General features: G+C 69.2%; 20 protein-coding genes. 7 read left to right on the plus strand and 13 right to left on the minus strand.

Annotation, left to right across the window (positions count from 1 at the left end):
* The first annotated feature begins 182 nt into the window (after window positions 1–182).
* Both DMH03_RS26685 and DMH03_RS26690 read left to right on the plus strand, forming a co-directional pair.
* Window positions 183–1373 (plus strand): cytochrome P450, encoded by a 1191-nt coding sequence (locus tag DMH03_RS26685; RefSeq protein WP_125794762.1) that lies wholly within the window; start codon window positions 183–185, stop codon window positions 1371–1373.
* Between the two features lie 26 nt (window positions 1374–1399).
* Window positions 1400–2257, plus strand: coding sequence for an LLM class F420-dependent oxidoreductase (locus DMH03_RS26690; protein ID WP_125794763.1), 858 nt, complete (start codon window positions 1400–1402; stop codon window positions 2255–2257).
* Here the strand turns inward: DMH03_RS26690 and DMH03_RS26695 are convergent.
* Entirely contained in the window at window positions 2232–3629 is a 1398-nt protein-coding gene (locus DMH03_RS26695; protein ID WP_125794764.1) for a serine/threonine-protein kinase, read from the minus strand. The genes DMH03_RS26690 and DMH03_RS26695 overlap by 26 nt on opposite strands.
* A gap of 229 nt (window positions 3630–3858) precedes the next feature.
* Here DMH03_RS26695 and DMH03_RS26700 point away from each other — a divergent pair, with 229 nt between their 5' ends.
* Complete coding sequence (locus DMH03_RS26700; protein ID WP_125794765.1) at window positions 3859–4551, plus strand: helix-turn-helix domain-containing protein; 693 nt, start codon at window positions 3859–3861, stop codon at window positions 4549–4551.
* Between the two features lie 146 nt (window positions 4552–4697).
* Here the strand turns inward: DMH03_RS26700 and DMH03_RS26705 are convergent, their stop codons facing one another.
* Together DMH03_RS26705 and DMH03_RS26710 are read right to left on the minus strand one after the other, a co-directional pair.
* A complete protein-coding gene (locus tag DMH03_RS26705) occupies window positions 4698–5249 on the minus strand; it encodes a TetR/AcrR family transcriptional regulator (RefSeq protein ID WP_125794766.1) in 552 nt (183 codons plus the stop codon).
* A 41-nt stretch (window positions 5250–5290) separates the two neighbouring features.
* Complete coding sequence (locus DMH03_RS26710) at window positions 5291–5899, minus strand: TetR/AcrR family transcriptional regulator (protein WP_125794767.1); 609 nt, start codon at window positions 5897–5899, stop codon at window positions 5291–5293.
* Window positions 5900–5936: 37 nt separating this feature from the next.
* Between DMH03_RS26710 and DMH03_RS26715 the strand changes: the two genes are divergently transcribed.
* Window positions 5937–6407: a DUF1772 domain-containing protein gene (locus DMH03_RS26715; RefSeq protein WP_125794768.1), complete on the plus strand. Its 471-nt coding sequence runs from the start codon at window positions 5937–5939 to the stop codon at window positions 6405–6407.
* Window positions 6408–6424: 17 nt separating this feature from the next.
* On the plus strand, window positions 6425–7399 hold the full coding sequence (locus DMH03_RS26720; RefSeq protein WP_125794769.1) for a DNA-binding protein: 975 nt from the start codon (window positions 6425–6427) through the stop codon (window positions 7397–7399).
* 83 nt (window positions 7400–7482) lie between these two features.
* On the opposite strand, the gene kstD is transcribed toward DMH03_RS26720, so the two are convergent.
* The 5 genes from kstD to DMH03_RS26745 form a co-directional block, all read right to left on the minus strand.
* Entirely contained in the window at window positions 7483–9225 is a 1743-nt protein-coding gene (kstD, locus tag DMH03_RS26725; protein ID WP_125794770.1) for a 3-oxosteroid 1-dehydrogenase, read from the minus strand.
* A gap of 132 nt (window positions 9226–9357) precedes the next feature.
* Window positions 9358–10395, minus strand: a complete 1038-nt coding sequence (locus tag DMH03_RS26730; protein ID WP_125794771.1) for an LLM class flavin-dependent oxidoreductase — start codon at window positions 10393–10395, stop codon at window positions 9358–9360.
* Window positions 10395–10913 carry an SRPBCC family protein gene (locus DMH03_RS26735; protein WP_125794772.1) on the minus strand — a complete coding sequence of 173 codons (519 nt, stop codon included), beginning with the start codon at window positions 10911–10913 and terminating at the stop codon, window positions 10395–10397. The genes DMH03_RS26730 and DMH03_RS26735 overlap by 1 nt, the downstream gene beginning before the upstream one ends.
* A gap of 48 nt (window positions 10914–10961) precedes the next feature.
* Complete coding sequence (locus tag DMH03_RS26740; RefSeq protein ID WP_125794773.1) at window positions 10962–11477, minus strand: helix-turn-helix domain-containing protein; 516 nt, start codon at window positions 11475–11477, stop codon at window positions 10962–10964.
* A 60-nt stretch (window positions 11478–11537) separates the two neighbouring features.
* Window positions 11538–12461: a tol-pal system YbgF family protein gene (locus tag DMH03_RS26745; RefSeq protein ID WP_125794807.1), complete on the minus strand. Its 924-nt coding sequence runs from the start codon at window positions 12459–12461 to the stop codon at window positions 11538–11540.
* Window positions 12462–12897: 436 nt separating this feature from the next.
* Between DMH03_RS26745 and DMH03_RS26750 the strand changes: the two genes are divergently transcribed.
* On the plus strand, window positions 12898–13311 hold the full coding sequence (locus tag DMH03_RS26750) for an SsgA family sporulation/cell division regulator (RefSeq protein WP_038515280.1): 414 nt from the start codon (window positions 12898–12900) through the stop codon (window positions 13309–13311).
* Between the two features lie 46 nt (window positions 13312–13357).
* On the opposite strand, the gene fgd is transcribed toward DMH03_RS26750, so the two are convergent.
* The 5 genes from fgd to DMH03_RS26775 form a co-directional block, all read right to left on the minus strand.
* Complete coding sequence (gene fgd, locus DMH03_RS26755) at window positions 13358–14362, minus strand: glucose-6-phosphate dehydrogenase (coenzyme-F420) (protein ID WP_125794774.1); 1005 nt, start codon at window positions 14360–14362, stop codon at window positions 13358–13360.
* A gap of 352 nt (window positions 14363–14714) precedes the next feature.
* The gene (locus DMH03_RS26760) at window positions 14715–15191 is read right to left on the minus strand and encodes a DIP1984 family protein (protein WP_233611661.1); all 477 of its coding nucleotides are present in this window, start codon (window positions 15189–15191) and stop codon (window positions 14715–14717) included.
* Between the two features lie 43 nt (window positions 15192–15234).
* The gene (locus DMH03_RS26765; protein ID WP_233611662.1) at window positions 15235–15681 is read right to left on the minus strand and encodes a hypothetical protein; all 447 of its coding nucleotides are present in this window, start codon (window positions 15679–15681) and stop codon (window positions 15235–15237) included.
* A 98-nt stretch (window positions 15682–15779) separates the two neighbouring features.
* On the minus strand, window positions 15780–16196 hold the full coding sequence (locus DMH03_RS26770) for a CBS domain-containing protein (protein WP_125794776.1): 417 nt from the start codon (window positions 16194–16196) through the stop codon (window positions 15780–15782).
* 60 nt (window positions 16197–16256) lie between these two features.
* On the minus strand, window positions 16257–17450 hold the full coding sequence (locus tag DMH03_RS26775; RefSeq protein WP_125794777.1) for a zinc-dependent alcohol dehydrogenase: 1194 nt from the start codon (window positions 17448–17450) through the stop codon (window positions 16257–16259).
* Between the two features lie 89 nt (window positions 17451–17539).
* Between DMH03_RS26775 and DMH03_RS26780 the strand changes: the two genes are divergently transcribed.
* Complete coding sequence (locus DMH03_RS26780; protein WP_125794778.1) at window positions 17540–17899, plus strand: VOC family protein; 360 nt, start codon at window positions 17540–17542, stop codon at window positions 17897–17899.
* The last annotated feature ends 12 nt before the right edge of the window (window positions 17900–17911 follow it).

The raw sequence follows: 17911 nt of genomic DNA on the forward strand, positions 1-17911 counted from the left end.
ACACCCTCCCACCGGGAACGCGACACCAACGGTCTAGCACCGTCCACGCGGGACACTCCACCCGAGGCCCCCGCTCAGCCGGGCCATCAAACCTCCTGTCACCCAGCACGATTGCTCTCGGCCTCAAATCGAGATACCGTCATCATTCAGATGGCGCCAACATTCGAACTGGGAGACCCGCCTTGTCCGACGTTCCCGAGATCCTCCTGACCGACTCCGAGCTCCTGCGCGACCCGTTCACCGCCTACGGCCCGGTCCGCGAGCGCTCCCCGGTCGCCAAGCTGGTCGCGCCGGGGTTCGCGATGTGGGCGGTCCTGCGCCACGAAGAGGCGCGGAAGATGCTGAGCGACGCTCGGTTCGCCTTGAGCCCGGACAGCTACCAGCGAATGGACGTCCCCGGCCACTGCCGTCCCTACCTGCGGACGATGCAGGAGGTCGAGGGCCCGGAACACCTCCGGCTCCGGCGACTGGTCGCCCCCGCGTTCACCCCGCGCAAGGCCGCCGCGCTCCGCCCGGGAATCGAGCGGCTCGTGGACGACCTCCTCGACGGCCTCGACGGCAAAACCGAGATCGACCTGGTCAGCGCCTTCGCGCGCCCGCTGCCGGTCGACGTGATCTGCGCGCTGGTCGGCATTCCCGCCGCCGATCGCCCCCGATGGCGCGAGTACGGCGCCTTGATCTCGGCGGGCGACGGGGCGGGGCTCGCGAAGGCGGTCCCGGGAATCGTCGAGGGCGCCCTCGCCGCCATCGAAGACCGGAAGCTCCGGCCCGCCGACGACGTCGTCTCACAGCTGCTCCGGATCCAGGCCGAAGACGGCGACAGGCTCAGCGAAACCGAACTGGTCGCCCTGGTCTGGCAGCTCGTCCTCGGCGGCCAGGTGCCCGGCAATCTCATCGCCAACGCCGTCGAAATCCTGCTCTCGCACCCCGATCAACTGGCCGAGCTGCGCGAGGAACCGGCGCTCATGCCCGGCGCCGTCGAGGAAGTGATGCGCTGGCAGAGCCCGCAGTTGCTGACCATCCCCCGGTTCACCACCACGAACGTGCGGATCGGCGACGTCCTGATCCCCGAAGGAGAACCTGTTACCGTCGCGATCGCCGCGGCGAACCGGGATCCGCGAGCGTTCCCCGATCCGGACGTCTTCGACATCCGCCGCGCGGCGGGGCCGGCCTGGCATCTGGCGTTCGCCCACGGGCCGCATTTCTGCCTCGGCGCTTCGCTGGCCAGAGCGCAAACGGAAATCGCACTCACCGCCCTGCTGCGCCGGTTCCCCGATCTCACGCTCGACGGCGACCCGCTGCGGGTCCCGGACCCGGGCACCTGGCGACTGAACGCCCTGCCGGTCAAGCTACAGGCGACGGTTGCAAACTGAAACACGTTCTAATAACGTGACCGCCTGTGAGACACGGGATAGTGCTGTTCACCAGCGACCGGGGCATCACCCCGGCGGCCGCCGCACGGGCGGCGGAAGCCGCGGGCTTCGACGCCTTCCACGTACCCGAGCACACGCACATCCCGGTCAAACGGGAAGCGCCGCATCCGCGCACCGGCGACTCGTCGCTGCCCGACGACCGCTACCTGCGCACGCTGGACCCGTGGGTCGCGCTGGCCACGGCGGCCTCGGTGACCACCCGGATCCGGCTCGCGACGGCGGTGGCCCTTCCGGTCGAGAGCGATCCGATCACGCTGGCCAAGACGATCGCCAGTCTCGATCACCTCTCGGGCGGGCGGGTCACCCTCGGTGTCGGCTTCGGCTGGAACGTCGACGAACTGGCCGACCACGGCGTCCCTGGCGGCAAACGGCGGACGGTTCTGCGCGAGTACGTGGAAGCGATGCGGGCGCTCTGGACGCAGGACGAAGCCTCGTACGCGGGCGAGTTCGTTTCGTTCGGCGCCAGCTGGGCGTGGCCGAAACCGGCTCAGGCGCATATCCCGGTGATCGTCGGCGCGGGCGGGACGGAGAAGACGTTCCGCTGGATCGCGAAATCGGCCGACGGCTGGCTCACCACCCCCGGCGACACGGACATCGAGGACAAGGCCCGGCGGCTGCGCGAGATCTGGCACGAAGCGGGCCGCGCCGGCGAACCGGAGATCTCGGCGCTCGGCGTCCGGCCCGATCCGGAGAACCTGGCCAGGCTGGAAGCGGCCGGGGTCACCGAGACGATCTTCGGCCTCCCGGACCGCTCCCCCGACGAGGTCGAAGCCTGGCTTCAGCGCCTCGCCGGGAAACTCAGCCTGCCCGCTGCGAGTCGATGAGGTACCGGCCGTTCTGCTGGACCAGGACGAAGGTCTCCCGCCCGGTCGTGGTGCCGCCGCCGGCCTTGACGTAGGTGAGCGTCGCCGACACCGTGTTCCCGGATTCGGTCACGTTCGACACGGTCACCGAGCTGTACTGCCTCCAGTAGCCCGAGTACCGCTCGAAGCTCTGTTTCCTGTTCGTCTTGAAGTTGTCGGTCAACGTCGCGAACCCGGCTTCGAGGTTTCCCGGGATGAGCGCGTAGTAGGCCGCGAGCGCCTGTCCCGGCGTCTGCGCCGGAGGCGGCGCGGACGAGGACGAGGAGGACGGGGGTGGCGTCGAGGACGGCGCCGAAGACGGCGGCGGCGCGACCGGCTCCGACGACGTCGGGGTGACGACCGGCGACTGCGAACCCTGCGGCGGCGCCGTACCCGACGGAGTGTCGTCACCGCGGGTGAGCACCACGACCACGGCCGCGGCGGCCGCCGCCGCGAGCACGAGGAACACGGCGATCACGCCGATCAGCATTCCCTTGCGCGCCTTCGGCGGCGGCTCTTCGGCGACGAGGGTCGTCGGCTCCCCCGCCGCCAGTGCCCGCAGTTCTCGTTCGGTCTCGGTCATCGTCGGCCTGCTGTCGGGCCGGACGTCGAGAAGACGGTTCAGCAGCGGCGTCAGGATCCCCGACCTGACCGGCGGGGTGATCTCGCCGCTCGACGCGCGGTACAGCAACGCGATCGGGTTTTCCGCCGTGCCATAGGGCGTCCCGCCTTCGAGCGCCGTGTACAGCGTCGCGCCGAGCGAGAACACGTCGGAAGCGGACGTGGCGTCCTCGCCGCGGGCCACCTCGGGCGCCAGGAACGCCGGCGTGCCGGAGATCTCGCCGGTCGCGGTGAGCTGGACGTCGCCCATCGCCCGTGAGATCCCGAAGTCGGTGATCTTGACGGTCTCGTCTTCGCCGAGCAGGACGTTGCCGGGCTTGATGTCGCGGTGGACGATGCCGGCGCGATGCGCGGCCGCCAGCGCCGAGCACAGCTGGATGCCGAGGCGGATGACGTCGTCGACCTCCATCGGCCCGTCACGCAGTTTGTCCGCGAGACTCCTCGACGGCAGGTACTCCATGATGATCCACGGGCGGTCCTGCTCGTCGATCACACCGAAGACGGTGATGGCGTGCGGATGCACCAGCCGCGCGGCGATCCTGGCCTCGCGCAGCGCGCGGTTCTTGGCCTCGTCCGCCTTCTGCTCACCTGCGCCGTGCGGCAGAAGGAGTTCCTTGATCGCGACAATGCGTTCCAGGTTCTCGTCGCGCGCCCGCCACACGGTGCCCATGGAGCCACCGCCGACGGGCTCGATGAGATCGAACCGGTCGGCGAGGCGGCGGATCTCCTCCATTGTCGACGTCCCCCTGGAGCTGTGATGTTCGCGCGAACCTTGCCAGCATGCCAGGAACGTGCCGGGAGGCAGGACCCGGCAGGGTGGTTTCCGGGGCGGTGTCGGTCACGTCGCCTGCTGGGCCGTTCAGCGGAACCCCGCCCCAACGGCTGCCCGGAAGTTCGTATCCCGGCCGGCCGTGGGCGCACTTTACTTCTCCGGTGTGGCCTGTTTTCGGGAAAGGGCGGCGATGCGGGAAACCATCGGCGGACGCGGCGTGCTCGAAGGCGCGTTCGCGTTGCTCGAAGCACTCAACGAGCGCGGCGGGCAGGCCGGGCTGACGCAGCTCGTGCGGGCCACCGGGCTTCCGAAGACCACCGTGCACCGGCTCCTCGACCAGCTGGCCGACCTCGCCGAGGTCGAGCGGGCGGGCCGCGGCTACCGGATCGGTTCGCGGGTGTTCCGGCTCGGGCGGTTCTGGCAGCCCGAAATCCGCGACCTGGCCAAGGAGTGGCTGCCGGTGCTTTCGGCGCGGATGCGCGCGAGCCTGGTGCTCGTGGTCCCGAGAGAGGGCCGCGCGCTGGTGGCCGCGGGTGCCGTCCTGCCCGCCGACGAGGTGCCCGTGTCGCCGGGCAGCCCACTGCCGCCAGGGACCGCCGCCGGACGGCTCCTCGCCGCCCACCACTCCGCGCTCGCCGAACCGGACACCGACGCGCTGGAGATCCGCGCGGCCGGGTACGCCGCCGAGTCGGAGACCATCACGGCGGGGCTCGGCTGCGCCGCCGTCGGCATCAGGACCCCGGACGGCCGGGTCGGCGCGGCCCTCGCCGCCGTCCTCCCCGTCCGCCGCGATCCGGTTTCCGCGGTCGCCGGTTTGGCGAGCACCGCACGCTCGTTCAGCGCCGCGCTCTCTCACCTCGTGAGCGGTACGGACGGTCAGTGAGGGGCGGCTTTCGCGACACGCCAGATCGGCTCGCACCACGGCCCGATGCCCCCAATGTGGCATTGGGGACGCTGACCGTCCCCAATGCCACATTGGGGGCAGGCCCGGCTTTCGCAGCCCGCCCAAGGCGTGTCCCTTGTGGACACTCAGGTACTTCCGGCAGGACGAAGCAGCGCCAGGCTGCGTTCGGCTTCCGCGACGGCGGAGCCGCGCTCGACGTGGCCGTCGATCACGAGTGTGGCCAACCCGTGCAGCAGGCACCAGAGCGTGACGGCGAACCCGCCCGGATCGTGCCGCTCCCCCACCCGGTCGGCCAGCACCGCGCAGGTCGCCCGATGCGCCTCGGCCAGTTCCGGGTATGCGGCGCGGTCACCGATTCCGGCACCGGCCATCAGGCGGTACAACGCCGGATTCTCCAGCGCGAAGCCGAGGTAGGACTGCCCGAGCACGGTCACCGTCCCGGCGCCGCAGCCACGCAGGCAACCCTGCAACTCGCCGTGCCCTTCCAGCGCGACCGCCACCAGCAGCGCGTCCTTGTCGCGGAAATGCCGGTACGGCGCCGCGGTGGACGCGCCCACCTTCGCGACCGCGCCGCGCAGGCTCACCCCCTCGGGACCTCGTTCGACGAGGAGTTCCCGTGCGGCGAGGACGAGCGCACGACGGAGATCCCCGTGGTGATAGGCACGTTTGATGATCATGGCGGACCCCCCAGCCCTTGATGCCACGCGAACGCCCCACCTTAACCGGTCCGGGACCGCCCGTGAGCACCACAGAGCCGCAGCACGCTCTCGGCGAGCGCGTCGACGCCGTCCTCGAACGTCATCTGCTTCGCGTCCACAGCCTGTCCGGCGGCATGGCCGAGCGCCACGATCGCGGTGATGAGCCAGGGATTCGCGAGTGCCTGGTCGAACTCCCCCGACGCCTTGCCACGGGTGAGCAGCCGGTCCAGATGATCGGACACCGCCGAATGACGGGCCCGGTCGGCTTCGGGATCGTTCTCCTCGGTGGCGCCGGCGGGCAGGAGGGGATAGCGCCGGAACGTCCGCCACCCGACGTCGAGCAAGCGAAGCAGGGCGTCGGCGGCGGGGCCTTCGTCGAGACGCGCGGCGTCCATCTCGCTCGCGGCTTCCTCGGACACCGCGTCGATCACCGCAGTCAGGAGCGCTTCCCGGGTCTTGAAGTGCGCGTAGACGGTCTGCCTGCTCACCCCGGCCGCCGTCGCGATGTCTTCGACGCTCGCGGCACCTCGCGTACCGAGGATTTCCTTGGCGGCAGCGAGGATCGAGGCAGCACTGCGGTCGGCATCGGTCCGCCGTCGCCTCCGACGGCCCGCGGCTATCTCAGACATGTTGTCAAGCTTAACCCAGGCCGCTATGTTTGACAGCATGTCAAATTTAAGGTCGGGTCTGGTCACCGGCGTCGCCCTCTTGTCGACGGGTCTGCTCGCGGGGGCGTTCGGCTATGGCGTGGTCAATGTCGCGGCCACCTTCGACGTCGTCCCGCTCGACGTGCGGTTGACCTTCCACACCGCGCTCATGCAGCGGAACGGCGTCGTCATGCAGACCGCGATGGCGCTCGCGGCGGTCAGTTCCGCCGCGCTCGCCTTCCTGAACCGCGGACGGACCCGGCAACTGGCCGGAATCGCCGCGGTCCTGGTCGTGACGTCGTTTCTGGTCACCCGCTTCGGCAACGTCCCGATCAACGGCCGGATCAAGGTCTGGGCCGTCACCTCGGCACCCGCCGACCACGCGGCGATCCTCGATCGCTGGGAGACCTACAACGTCATCCGAACCGTCGCCGCGCTCACCGCTTTCGTGCTCATCATCGTCGCTTCACGACTCGACCGCGTGCACTGACCCGAAAGGTCCCCACCATGCTCTTCCGTCACATCACGCCGATTTCCCCCGAGGACGCGACCGGTCCGGTGGCCGCCGTCTACCGGCAAGTCGACACCGAGTTCAGCAGTATCGGGCCGGCGGTCCGGATGCTCTCCCCCGCACCGGAACTGCTCGCCCCGTGCTGGGCGCTGCTGCGCGAGTCGCTCGTGGCGGGCACGGTTCCCCGATGGCGCAAGGAGATCGTCACGGTATCCGTTTCACAGCGCAACGACTGCGCCTACGACACCGCCGGGCATCTGGTCTTCCTGCGCCTGGCAGGCGGCGAGGACGCCGCGGACGCGTTGGAACACGGCAAGGAACCGGCGGACGAGGACCTCGCCGCGCTCGCCCGCTGGGCGCGATCGGGCGGACCACAGCCCTTCCCCGCCCGAGAAGCACCGGAATACCTCGGAACAGCACTCGCGTTGCACTTCATCAACCGGATGGTCCTGGTGCTGCTGAACGAAAAGCTCCTTCCGGGCGCTATGAGCGACGACGTCCCCGCCGCCTTCGACGGCGCGCCGATCGCCCGCGCGATACACCGCGAACGAACCAACGGCGACAGCCTTTCCCTGCTCGACGAAGTCCCGTCCACCGGACTACCCGCTTGGGCGGGCACCAGCGCCGTCGGCCCCGCCTACGCCGCGCTGTCGCGCGCGGCCGAGCGCGGAGGCGGCCTCCTGTCCGAACCGGCCCAGTCCGTCGTGCGTGAAACGATCGCGCGCCATCGGCGGTCCGCCCTGGACGGCGACCGCGGCCTGCTCACCGACTCCCTCGCCGCCCTGGTCCCGGCCGACCGCGCGGGCGCGACCCTCGCCGTGCTGGCCGGCGTCGCGCCGGACCGGATCACCGAAACCGACGTGAAGACCTGGCGTGCGGGCGGGTACACCGACCACTGCTTCGTCCATCTCCTGGCGTTCGGCGCCATCATCGCGGTCCAGCTCGTCGAAGGCGAACTCACGGGAGCGTGACCGCGCGGGAACTGCACTGCGAGTGCTCCCAATGTGGCATTGGGGACACTCGGCGTCCCCAATGCCACATTGGGAGCACCGGATCAGCGACCTCTGACCACTTCGTTCGCCGCGACATATCCGAAGGTCATCGCCGGCCCGATCGTCGAACCGGCGCCCGCGTAGCTGTTGCCCATCACCGCCGCGCTGGCGTTCCCGGCGGCGTACAGGCCGGCGATGACCGAGCCGTCCGCCCGCAGGACTCGCGCCCGCGCGTCGGTGCGCATCCCGCCCTTGGTGCCGAGGTCGCCAGGGACGATCTTGAACGCGTAGAACGGCGGCGCCCAGAGCGGGGCGAGGCAAGAGTTCGGCAGGACGTGCGGGTCGGTGTAGTAGTGGTCGTAGACACTGGCACCCCGGCGGAAGTCACTGTCCACACCGGACAGTGCCTGTCCGTTGAACCGGTTGACCGTGGCGCGCAACGCCTGCGGCGGGACACCGATCGCGGTGCCGAGCGACTCCACGGTCCACGCCTTCTTGACCGCGCCCGCCGAGTACCACTCGTCGGGCAAGGGCAGCAGCGGTGCGACGTCACGGAAGAGATACCGGTTGCGGTAGTGCTGGTCGACGACCAGCCACGCCGGGATGGCCGGCGACGTCGGGTTGCGGTCGTACATCGTGTGCACGACGTCGCTGTACGGCGCCGCTTCGTTGACGAATCGCTTGCCAGCCGCGTCCACCATCAGCCCGCCGGGCAGGGTCCGCTCGGCGAGGCAGAAGTACGGTTCGCCGGGCAGCGGGATCGCCGGTCCCCACCAGGCGTCGTCCATCAGGTCCAGTGCAGCTCCGGCACGTTTTCCCGCCAGGATCCCGTCGCCGGTGTTCGACCGGGCACCGACCGTCCACTGTGTACCGATCGGCTGACGCTGGTATTCCGCCCGCATGGCGGCGTTGTGCTCGAACCCGCCCGAGCCGACGATGACACCGCGCCGGGCCTTCACCACGCCCGTGGCGACGGTCACGCCGGTGACCTTCCCGTTCTCGATGACGAGATCGGTCAACGGCGTGTTCAGCCAGACCGGGACACCGGCACGCTGCAACCCCGCCCGCAGTCCCGCGGCGAGCGACTGGCCCATGGTGAGCGGCTTCTGCCCGGCGAGCGCGGCGGCCGTGCCGCGGGCGAGGCAAGCGGCCGCCACCGCGGCGCCCTTCGGATTGACCGCGGCCAGCGCGAGCCATTTGTAGTCGGCGCTGAAGACGACCATCCCCGCGGGCGTCGCGAGGTAGGGCGGGTTCAGGTTGGCCAGTTCGGCCCCGAGGATGTTCCCGTCGAGCTGCTCGGGCTCGATCGAGCGGCCGTCCGGCATCCCGCCTGGCAGTTCCGGGTAGTAGTCGCTGTAGCCCTCCATCCACCGGAACCGCAGCGGGCTGTTGGCCATCACGAACGACAGCATCGCCGGGCCGTTGGCGAGGAACGCCTGTTGCCGCGAGGCGGGGATCGACGGGCCGACCACGGCGGCCAAATACCGTGCGGCCTGCTCCGGGGTGTCGCGGACGCCGGCCGCGGCCAGCACCGCGTTGCACGGAATCCAGATCCCCGCCCCCGAACGGGCGGCCGAGCCACCGAATTTCGCCGCTTTCTCCAGCACCACGCAACTGAGCCCGCGGTTGGCCGCGGTCAGCGCGGCGGTCATCCCCGCCGCACCCGCCCCGGCCACGACGACGTCGTATTCGCCGAGCACCGCGGCCTCGGCCGACGCCGTCCCGGCGAACGGCAGTCCCGAAGCGAGCGCGATCCCTGTGCCACGCAGCATCTGACGCCGGGACAGGTGAAAATCGGGACCCATGAATCCTCCTCGCGTGGGGGATCGAGCGAGGTCATGTTCTCCGGACGGCAGGCAAAAGTGAAACAAGTTCTACCCGCTTGGAGCAGGCGGGAACGGCTTCGCTCGGCCGGTCACCTCAACCGGCGCGGGCATTCAGCCCAGCGCGCGGACCAGGTCCAGCGCGCGGCCGAGGGTGGTGAGCCGATCCGCGACCGTCTCCCCCGCCGGGTACAGCCGGACCGTGTCCACCCCGGCGTCACGCCAGACGCGCAGCCGCCGTGCCACCATCGGCTCGGTGCCGATGAGCGTCGTGCCGAGCACCATCTCGTCGGTCACCAGCGCGGCCGCGCCTTCCCGGTCGCCCGCCTGCCAGCGTTCCCGTACCGCGGCGGCGACTTCGGCCCAGCCTTGTCTGCTGTAGGCGTTGTTGTAGAAGTTCGTCTTCGCCGAACCCATCCCGCCGAGACTGAACGCGAGTTCGCCCTTGCGGCCCGCGACCATCCCGCGCAACTCGTCCTCGTCCGCGGCGAAGGCGACCTCGGCACCTTGGCAGACTTCGAGGTCCGACCGCGACCGGCCCGACTTCTCGAGTCCGGCGTCGAGATGCGAGAAGTAGGCCTCCGCGCCCTCAGGAACGAAACTGGTGCCCAACCAGCCGTCCGCGATCTCGCCGGTCAGCTCCAGCAGCTTCGGCGAGAGCGTCGCCAGATGGATCGGGATGTCCGGGTTCGGCGCGGCCGACAGCCGCATCGGCCTGCTCTCACCCGGCAGCGGGATCTCGAACTCCTTGCCGGAGAACGAGATCTTCTCCCCCGCGAACGCCTGGCGGATGATCGCGACCGTTTCCCGCATGCGCGTCAGCGGCCGGGCGAACGAAACGCCGTGGAGGCCTTCGATCACCTGCGGCCCCGAAGCGCCGAGCCCGAGGGCGAACCGGCCATCGGAGAGGTCCGAGAGCGTCAGCGCGGCCTGCGCGATCGCCACCGGGGTCCGGGTGCCGAGCTGGATGATCCCGGAGCCGAGCCGGATCCGCTCGGTCCGCGCGGCGAGGTAGCCGAGCACGGACGGCGCGTCCGAACCCCACGCCTCGGCGACCCAGCAGTCGTCGAGACCGAGTTTTTCCGCCTCCAGCACGAAGTCCAGCGTTTCCCGCCAGCCACGCGAGGCCTCGACCGTGGTCGCCGTCCGCATCAGGCGCCGCCGGCCTCTGCCCGCTCCTTGATCGCGGCGAGGGTCCCGGTCATCGCGTTCTCGAACTCGCGCAACCGGACGAAGACGATCTTTTGCTCTTTGTCCGGCATCTGGTCGATGGCCAGCGAAAGCCCGGACCGCCCCGGCCCCATCTGCATCCACTGCCGGAGCTTGGTGCCGCCGTTCTCGGGTTCCAGCGTGAAGCGCCACACCGCGGTCGGCGTTTCGGGATCCTGCACCGCCCAGGCGAAGACACGCGGCGCCTCGCATTCGACGACGTACGAGGTCGTCTCCCATTCGCCGAACGAGTCGTGCCTGCTGTGGCCGACGAACCGCCTGCCGACCGTGGCTTCACCGGCCGCGCCGTCGCACCATTCGACCGAGCGGACTTCCTGGCTCATCTCCGGCATCAGCCGCACGTCGGAGACGATCGACCAGACCCGCTTCGGATCTGCGTCGACCCAGGCCTCGACCTCGACCGTCGGTTTGTCGGCGTACTTGGCGCCCGTCCACTCCATCGTGGTCGCCCTCCCGTGCTCGTGACCTCGATAGTTGCGTAGATGGACTTACGTTGTCAAACCCTCCTGCGCGGCGAAGCGGCGCACCACGTCAGGCCGGTTCGCGAGCTTCGGCGGGTACCCGGACCCCAGTCGTGCCCTGGTGTTCTCGGCGGTGAGCGGCGTGGCGCAGTGCGCGCAGACGACCTCGGCGTGCGTATCGCGCCCGCAGGTCTCGTGATGGAGGACGATCGGCGGCCCGGCCTCCTCGGCGAGCCAGCGGTCGCCCCAGCGCGACATCGCCGCGAGCACACCGTAGAAATCCGCGCCCTTCTCGGTCAGGACGTAGTCGTAACGGACCGGGTCGGCCTGGTAGGCGCGCTTTTCCAGCAACCCCTCCCCGACCAGGCGGCGCAGCCGGTCGGCGAGGGTGTTCCGCGCGATACCGAGCTCCTGCTGGAACTCGTCGAACCGGCGGATCCCGTAGAAGGCCTCCCGCAGGACCAGCGGCGTCCACCAGTCGCCGAGCAGGTCCATGGTGCGCGCGATCGAACACGGCCACTGCGCGAACGAAGTCCGTTTCATGCCCGCGAGCCTACGCCCGGCGAAATTGATCCGGTCATTCCTCCACCTATTCTCCGGCGCTCAGGCGCTGGCCCGAAATGTTGCGATCCGGTCAAGAAGATCCCGCGCATTAATGTCGCCCACCCGCCTCCGTACGCTTTCCGACAGCGGCCGCAAACGGTCTCGCGTCCTGGCGGAACGGATTCCGTCCGCGATCTCCATCGCGGCGAGACCGACCGCCGCCGCACGGTCGAGGTCGCCTTCCAGCGCGTGGTCGACCGCGAGCCAGATCATCGTCAGCGACCGGCTGCGCACCATGTCCGGGCCGTAGCCGTCGATGGCCTCGGTGAGCGCGGGGATGGCCTCCCTGCTGTGCCGGACGTCGACGAGCCTGGCGAGTTCGGTGCGCACCGTGCCGATCATCGCGGCGAGGTCGTTGGCCGTGAAGAAGGCGGACCACGATGGGACGGCGTCCCCGACGGACTCCGCGAACTGTTCCGGGGCAAGGGAAAGCTTGTCCAGCGCCCGGCGAACGTCGCCGAGCAGCGCGTAAGCCCAAGCCTCGTTCGCGGACAGGATCGCCTGCGACAGCGACCTTCCCGCCCGCCGCGCCGCGACCTGCCCCTGACCGAACTGCTCGAGCGCCTCCGCCGGAGTGCGGTGATGCAGATACATCCGGCCGAGCCGGTAACGGACGTTGGCGACGAGGTCGTCGTTGCCCGCCTCAGCCGCGAGCCCGAGCGCGCAGCGGAAGTGCCGCTCCGCCCGGACAGGACGGCCGGAGTCGAATTCCGTCCAGCCCCTCAGGTTGTGCAGATCCGCGACCACTCCCGCCAGCCGGCGGGCCAGCTCATCGGACATCATTCCCCGGCGCAGCGCCGTGCCGTAGGGCTCGAGCACGCGCAGCAGTTCCCCGCAGGACCCGCCGCCTTCCCGGTAGTCGCGCGCCCGGAGCGCGGCGATGACGCCCTCCAGCCGGTCGATGTCGGACCGCCCGACGCGCAGCGGCAGCCGGTCGATCACGGCGACGCGCCTGGTCGGCGCACCGGAATGGCGACGGTGATTCGTACGCCCATTATCGCTCCCTCCCGATCCCACAACGATCAAGCTCGTCAAGGTCCAGGACGGAGCAACGCCGATCTCCTGGAATACGCGAACGACGCACAATGATGCTAACCACGACAAATACCGATGCACTCCGCCGAACGGTTGGCTATTTTCATTCACCGGAATATGCACGTGCGGAATCTCTTTCTTTTGCACGGCTGATCGCATTTCCGGCTTGCTCACCCCACGTGCCCGGCAGGAACCGTCCGTGAGCACCTGAGACGCAGCTCTCAGCCGAACGTGTGAACCTTGTCAACTCGGGTCACGAAAAGGCTTCACATTGCGTTATCAATAGCTGAAGATCAACAGCAACCGAACGTAAGGGGCTGAAGCGTTGGACAAGGAAAGCGACCTCATCCGGGGGACGATCGTCTTCGGCCTGCGCACTTTCGGTGCGGACCCGCTCCCGGTCCAGGCCGATCTCGAATACGACCCCGAGGATCCCTACGCCGTCGTGGTGGCCTACCACTCGGGCGGCGGGACGGTCCGGTGGATGTTCGGCCGTGACCTCCTCGCGGACGGGCTCCTCACCCCATCGGGTGAGGGCGACGTGATCATCAGCCCGGCGGACGACACCTCGATCGTGATCTTCGCCCTCAGCGCGCCCGACGGCTGCGCGGTCCTCGAAGCTCCGGCACAGGAATTGGCCGAATTCCTCGACCGCACCTACGACGTCGTGCCCGCCGGCTCCGAGCCGGAATGGTTCGACTTCGACCAGGAGATCGGCAAACTCGTCACCGAGTCCTGACGGCCGGTGGCGGCACCGCTCGCGCGGTGCCGCCCTCCACATCGGATCAGCCGAGTTCGCGGAGACCAGGGACGACCTGCTCGGAGAACGAGCGCAGGAACCGCTCCTGATCGTGGCCGGGGCCGTGGAATACGAGGTGGTTGAAGCCCGCCTCGACGTACGGCTTGATCTGCTCGACGGCGTCGGCCGGGTCGGAGGTGACGATCCAGCGGCGCGCGACCTGCTCGATCGGCAGCGCGTCCGCGGCCTTCTCCATTTCGGCCGGATCCTCGATGCCCGCCTTCTGCTCCGGCGTCAGCGAGAGCGGCGCCCAGAACCGGGTGTTCTCCAGCGCCTGCGCCGGATCCGGGTCGTAGGACAGCTTGATCTCGATCATCTTGTCGATGTCGCCGGTGCTGCGGCCGACCTGCTCCGCGCCTTCCGCGACCGCGGGCAGCAGCTTCTCGGTGTAGAGCTCCATCCCCTTGCCGCTGGTGCAGATGAAGCCGTCACCCTGCTTGCCGACGTACTTCGCCATCACCGGGCCGCCTGCCGCGATGTAGATCGGCACGCCGCCCTCGGGACGGTCGTAGACGGTGGCGTCGGTGGTCTGGAAATACTCGCCTTCGAACGTGACGCGCTCTTCCGTCCACAGTTTCCGCATCAGCTCGATCGCCTCGCGCAGCCGCGCGAACCGCTCCTTGAACGCGGGCCACTCGATGCGGGCGACCGCGACCTCGTTGAGGGCCTCGCCGCTGCCGACACCGAGCAGGACGCGGCCCGGGTACAGGCTGCCGAGGGTGCCGAACGCCTGCGCCACCACGGCCGGGTTGTAGCGGAAGGTCGCCGTCAGCACACTGGTGCCGAGAACGACCCGCTCGGTGCGTTCGCCGACCGCCGCCATCCACGCGAACGAGAACGGCGCGTGCCCGCCCTGGTGCCGCCATGGCTGGAAATGGTCGCTGACCATCACGCTGTCCAGCCCGACCTGCTCGGCGAGCACGGAGTACTCGACGAGGTCGCGCGGGCCGAATTGCTCGGCCGACGCCTTGTAACCGATCTTCAGTGCCATCCGGGGTCACCACCTGGGCTCTTGGATTGTTCCGCTTTTCACCTTGGCACAGAGTCGATCAGGTCCGCCCATGCCTCGACCGCGTGAAGGGTGTCGGGAACACCACTGTGCCGAGGGGAATGCGGTGCGGAACCGCCGGATCGTGGAAAGACCCCGTACCCACCCTCGCCTTCCGGGACCGGCACGTGGTGATGAACTGTGCCGTTTGCGCCGTCACCTGTGCGTCGTGCTGGGCGGAGTTGTGATCGGGGAGTCGAACCCCACGCTGCCCGCCACGTGCCAGGAGGTGGGCCGGAGTACCGCCGGCCCTCGGCTTGTGCCCGCTTCCCGGAGGGCTACCTGCTTTCCACGTTCAGTCCAGGAGATCGGTCTCCCAGTTGGTGCGCTGGATCTCGACGTCGACCGCGCGGATCTCCCCCGCGACGCGGTCCGCGCGGGACCGCAGTTCCGCGACCGGAAGCGCGGACAGATACCGGAGTTCGGAACGGAGCTGGCGGCCGTAGCCGCCCTGGTTGCGACCGGCCGCGGCGTCGGCGGCCGCGGTCAGCACCCCGTGCCGGAGCCGGAGGACGTCGCGGCGCGCGATCGCGTCGGTGATCGTGCCTTCCCCGAGCGGGGTCGCGGCGTTGGTCCGGTTGATCCGCTGGATCAGCGACTCCAGTTCGTCCAAAGCGCTTTCGGCCTCGACGAGCAGGGCGGACGCGTCTTCCGACGGTTCCTCGCCCTCTTGGTGCCGCGCGTTGTCGACGATCCGGGAGCGCAGTGCCTCCACCTTCTTGGTCGCGTCGGCGCGCAAGGCGAGCGCTTCGGCCAGTTTGATCCGGGACATGCCGCGAAGTATCACCAAGATCGACGGCCGCCGCATCCCGTTTTCAGCCCGTCAGGGAATGCCTCCGGTAGGAGGAGTCCGGCTCGACGAACTCGATGCCGTTCTCGTCGAGCGCGTTGAAGACGGTGAACCTGCCCCGCGGGAAGACGAAACCGAGCGCCACCATGCGTCCGGCCATGTCCCGGCTCACGGATTGCAGGAGCTCGACATCCTGCAGCACCTGACCCTCCATAGCGGACAGTTCCGGGTAGACGTCCTGCCGCCACCGGAGCGGGCTGGGCTCGGCCGGGTCACCCCAGTCCCATGCGGACCTGCCGTACGGGTCGATCGTGTTCCAGGTCAGGGAAAGCTCGTCGAACTTCCAGTGCGTGATCTCCAGCCGTTCGGCACCGAAGTCCACCACCACGGGCGCGTCCGAAAGCCACTCGGCGTACTCGACGAACCAAGTGAGGTGGACGCGCTGGAGCCGTTCGCCCACCAACGCGCGCAAACGATCCCCGTGCGCCCTCCGGATCGTCTCGAGTCCGGAGAGCCACACGGGTGCATAACCTTCGATGTCGAAGAACGCCACCGAAGGAGTATGGCCGGTCAGTCGTAGGACAGCGCTTCCACCAGTTCGCCGCTGTCCGGGTTGGGCAGCGCCCTCGCCACGTCGGCCTGTGCCACGATGCCGACGAGCTTGTGGCCCTCGATCACCGGCAGGCGCCGGACCTTGTGGTTCGCCATGGTGCGCATGATCTCCTCGGCGTCGTCGTCCGCGCCGATCGTCACCGCCTCGCCCTGAGCGAGCTCCGAGGCGTGCAGTGCCCTCGGGTCCTTGCCTTCGGCGAGCACCTTCACCACGATGTCGCGGTCGGTCAGCATGCCCTTGAGCTTGCCGTCCTCGCCGCAGATCGGCATCGCGCCGACCGACTCGGCGGCCATCTTCTTCGCCGCGTCGAGCACGGTGTCGGACGCGGACACACAGGTCGCGCCCGCGGTCATGATGTCTCGTGCCGTGGTCATCCCATCGCTCCTTTCGTCAGGATCCGCATACCGGATACCCGCCATCCGCGAGCCGACACCTCAGGCCGCCGACGGTTCGAGGAGGATCTTGACCGCGCCGTCCTGCTTCTTCTGGAAGATCTCGTAAGCGTGCGGAGCTTGCGCCAGCGGCAGCTTGTGCGTCGCGAAGCCCTCGACACCGAGCGGGTCGGCCGGGTCGGCGATCAGCGGCATGATGTCGTCGAGCCAGTGCCGGACGTTGGCCTGCCCCATCCGCAAGGTGATCTGCTTGTCGAAGAGCTCCATCATCGGCAGCGGGTCGACCATGCCGCCGTAGACGCCGCTCAGCGAGATCGTGCCGCCGCGCCGGACACAGTCGATGGCCGCGTACAGCACGCTGAGCCGGTCGATCGCGGCCTTCTCGGTGACCTTCGCGCCGATCGGATCGGGCAGGAGGGCGACGAGATTCTGCGCCAGCCGCCCGACCGGGGCGCCGTGCGCCTCCATCCCGACGGCGTCGATCACCGAGTCCGCTCCCCGGCCGCCGGTGGTCTCGCGGATGAGGTCTCCGAGCTGCTTGTGCTCCCGCGTGTCGTAGGTGACGACGCCGGCCGCGGTCGCCTTCGCGAGCCGTTCGGGCACCAGGTCGATGCCGATCACCTTGCCCGCACCCCGGTGTTTCGCGATCCGGCAGCAGAACTGGCCGATCGGGCCGAGCCCGAAGACGACGACCGTGCCGCCTTCGGGAACATCCGCGTAATCGACGGCCTGCCAAGCCGTGGGCACGACGTCGGAGAGGTACACGAACCGCTCGTCCGGCGGCCCGTCCGGCACCTTGATCGGGCCGTAGTGGGCCTGCGGGACCCGCAGGTATTCGGCCTGGCCGCCGGGGACCTGGCCGTAGAGCTTGGTGTAGCCGAGCAGAGCCGCGCCCTTGCCGCGGTCGGTGACCTGCGTGGTCTCGCACTGCGACTGCAGGCCACGGTCGCACATGAAGCAGTGGCCGCAGGAGATGTTGAAGGGAACCACCACCCGGTCGCCCGGTTTCAGGTTCGTCACCCCGGAGCCCACCTCTTCGACGACGCCCATCGGCTCGTGCCCGAGAATGTCGCCCTCGTCGATGAAAGCGCCGAGGACCTCGTAAAGGTGCAGGTCAGAGCCGCAGATACCGGTCGAGGTGATACGCACGATGGCGTCGGTCGGCTCGACCAGCTTCGGATCCGGGACGGTGTCCACCCGGACATCACGTTTCCCGTGCCAGGTGACGGCCTTCATGGTGCTCCCTTCGGCGAGTGGACCTGTTCTCCGCCGGATGCCCGTCCGCGCATCCGGCAAACCTCGCCGTTCCGTGCCACCGTGGAATCATGCGAACCCGGATGCTCGCCGTCACCGTCGACTGCCGTGAAGCCGAAGCACTGGCCGCGTTCTGGAAGGAAGCACTCGGCTATCCCGAAACCGAACGCTGGACCGACGGTCACGGCGTGACCTACGTCGAGTTGAAGAGCCCGGACGTGCCGAGCCTGCTCTTCCAGCCGGTCCCCGAGGGGAAGTCGGGCAAGAACCGGCTGCACCTCGACCTCGCACCCACCGAACTCGAGCAACGCGAAGAGGTCGCGAGGCTCGTGTCACTCGGTGCCAGGGTCGTCGAGGACCCTGAATCGGATGACTGGGTGGTCATGGCCGATCCGGAGGACAACGAGTTCTGCGTGTTGCCGCGGCGTTGAGCAGCGCGGGCT

This window comes from Amycolatopsis sp. WAC 01376 (genome assembly GCF_003947415.1).
GTDB lineage: Bacteria > Actinomycetota > Actinomycetes > Mycobacteriales > Pseudonocardiaceae > Amycolatopsis.

What these genes read in the sequence shown, in the direction of transcription:
- DMH03_RS26695 (WP_125794764.1), bottom strand. Translation starts at nt 3,629, where the DNA reads ATGGAGGAGATCCGCCGCCTCGCCGACCGGTTCGATCTCATCGAGCCC.
- DMH03_RS26700 (WP_125794765.1), top strand. Translation starts at nt 3,859, where the DNA reads ATGCGGGAAACCATCGGCGGACGCGGCGTGCTCGAAGGCGCGTTCGCG.
- DMH03_RS26705 (WP_125794766.1), bottom strand. Translation starts at nt 5,249, where the DNA reads ATGATCATCAAACGTGCCTATCACCACGGGGATCTCCGTCGTGCGCTC.
- DMH03_RS26710 (WP_125794767.1), bottom strand. Translation starts at nt 5,899, where the DNA reads ATGTCTGAGATAGCCGCGGGCCGTCGGAGGCGACGGCGGACCGATGCC.
- DMH03_RS26715 (WP_125794768.1), top strand. Translation starts at nt 5,937, where the DNA reads ATGTCAAATTTAAGGTCGGGTCTGGTCACCGGCGTCGCCCTCTTGTCG.
- DMH03_RS26720 (WP_125794769.1), top strand. Translation starts at nt 6,425, where the DNA reads ATGCTCTTCCGTCACATCACGCCGATTTCCCCCGAGGACGCGACCGGT.
- kstD (WP_125794770.1), bottom strand. Translation starts at nt 9,225, where the DNA reads ATGGGTCCCGATTTTCACCTGTCCCGGCGTCAGATGCTGCGTGGCACA.
- DMH03_RS26730 (WP_125794771.1), bottom strand. Translation starts at nt 10,395, where the DNA reads ATGCGGACGGCGACCACGGTCGAGGCCTCGCGTGGCTGGCGGGAAACG.
- DMH03_RS26735 (WP_125794772.1), bottom strand. Translation starts at nt 10,913, where the DNA reads ATGGAGTGGACGGGCGCCAAGTACGCCGACAAACCGACGGTCGAGGTC.
- DMH03_RS26740 (WP_125794773.1), bottom strand. Translation starts at nt 11,477, where the DNA reads ATGAAACGGACTTCGTTCGCGCAGTGGCCGTGTTCGATCGCGCGCACC.
- fgd (WP_125794774.1), bottom strand. Translation starts at nt 14,362, where the DNA reads ATGGCACTGAAGATCGGTTACAAGGCGTCGGCCGAGCAATTCGGCCCG.
- DMH03_RS26760 (WP_233611661.1), bottom strand. Translation starts at nt 15,191, where the DNA reads ATGTCCCGGATCAAACTGGCCGAAGCGCTCGCCTTGCGCGCCGACGCG.
- DMH03_RS26770 (WP_125794776.1), bottom strand. Translation starts at nt 16,196, where the DNA reads ATGACCACGGCACGAGACATCATGACCGCGGGCGCGACCTGTGTGTCC.
- DMH03_RS26775 (WP_125794777.1), bottom strand. Translation starts at nt 17,450, where the DNA reads ATGAAGGCCGTCACCTGGCACGGGAAACGTGATGTCCGGGTGGACACC.
- DMH03_RS26780 (WP_125794778.1), top strand. Translation starts at nt 17,540, where the DNA reads ATGCGAACCCGGATGCTCGCCGTCACCGTCGACTGCCGTGAAGCCGAA.